The organism is Limosilactobacillus difficilis (assembly GCF_947387495.1).
GTDB classification, from domain to species: domain Bacteria; phylum Bacillota; class Bacilli; order Lactobacillales; family Lactobacillaceae; genus Limosilactobacillus; species Limosilactobacillus difficilis.
On the sequence record NZ_CANDNU010000097.1, the window covers coordinates 1 to 1,024 of the forward strand.

Annotated in this window: 1 protein-coding gene; it reads right to left on the minus strand. The window is 40.7% G+C overall.

Features of this window, described 5'->3' with window-relative positions:
* Positions 1 to 83 precede the first annotated feature (83 nt).
* A complete protein-coding gene (locus QOR82_RS09105; RefSeq protein ID WP_283584418.1) occupies positions 84 to 749 on the minus strand; it encodes a histidine phosphatase family protein in 666 nt (221 codons plus the stop codon).
* Positions 750 to 1,024 lie beyond the last annotated feature (275 nt).

The following is a 1,024-nucleotide window of genomic DNA, read 5'->3' on the forward strand; positions in this document are numbered from 1 at the left end:
TGATACCTGATGTCACGCCGAATGGCGTTTTTGCATTTACCACCAATTAGGTGGCTAACTTCATTCTATAATCCACCATAATTTTACTGTTTGGGCAGCTCAAGACGGTTGTAAAATTCGATATGCGGCTGGCCTTTTTCTATGATCATTTTCATGATCGCGCCATTATCAGGAATAGAATATTGTTTGCCCTGTTCTGCATATAAGTTAGCCAGATAGCAAATAATCGACCCGTGACTTGCAACAACCGCGGTACTTCTATCTGGGATTTGGCTTAAAAAGCTAATTGCTTTTTCACATCGATGATCCAATTGCTCTTTACTTTCCGCTAAATGGCTCGGATCTGCATCATGGAACATTTGCTGTGTTTCTTGGATGCCATATTCCTTAATAATCATGCTAACCCGGCGAATTCGTTTATGGACCATGTAGCTGGCATAGATTGCACCTTCTTCATTTGCGTGCCCTTCAAAGGAGCCGTAGAAAACTTCCCGAAACAATTCGCTTTGTTTGGGTTCTTTGATATCACTACCCGGATGATTAGCAATCATAATTCTTGCTGTGTCGACAGCACGTTTTAAATCACTAGAGAATAAGTAATCAATTTTTATCGGTGCTAACGTTCGGCCTGCCGCAGCGGCATCCGCTCTTCCTTTTTGGGTAAGGGGGGTGTCAGACCAACCCTGCAGTCTGGCGAAAAGGTTGAAGTAAGTTTGTCCATGGCGAATAAAATATACAGTAACAGCCATTTTAAAGTCCTCCTACAATGGTATTAACGTTTTCAATTCTAGCATAAGCACCAGCTATGCTAACGTCGATTTTGCACCATCCTAATGATTAGCTCAGCGGCTTTCCAAATACAATCTAAACAGCACAAGATTGATTCTCAGCGTTGCTATTCTTCAGTATTCTTTCAAAGAGATAGACGCGTCACATGAATTAAATTAGGGACGAATTGTCAAACTAAGTGCAACGGTTCTTCAAAAAATATCTCAAACGGTGTTTGATAGTTTAATATTTTTCT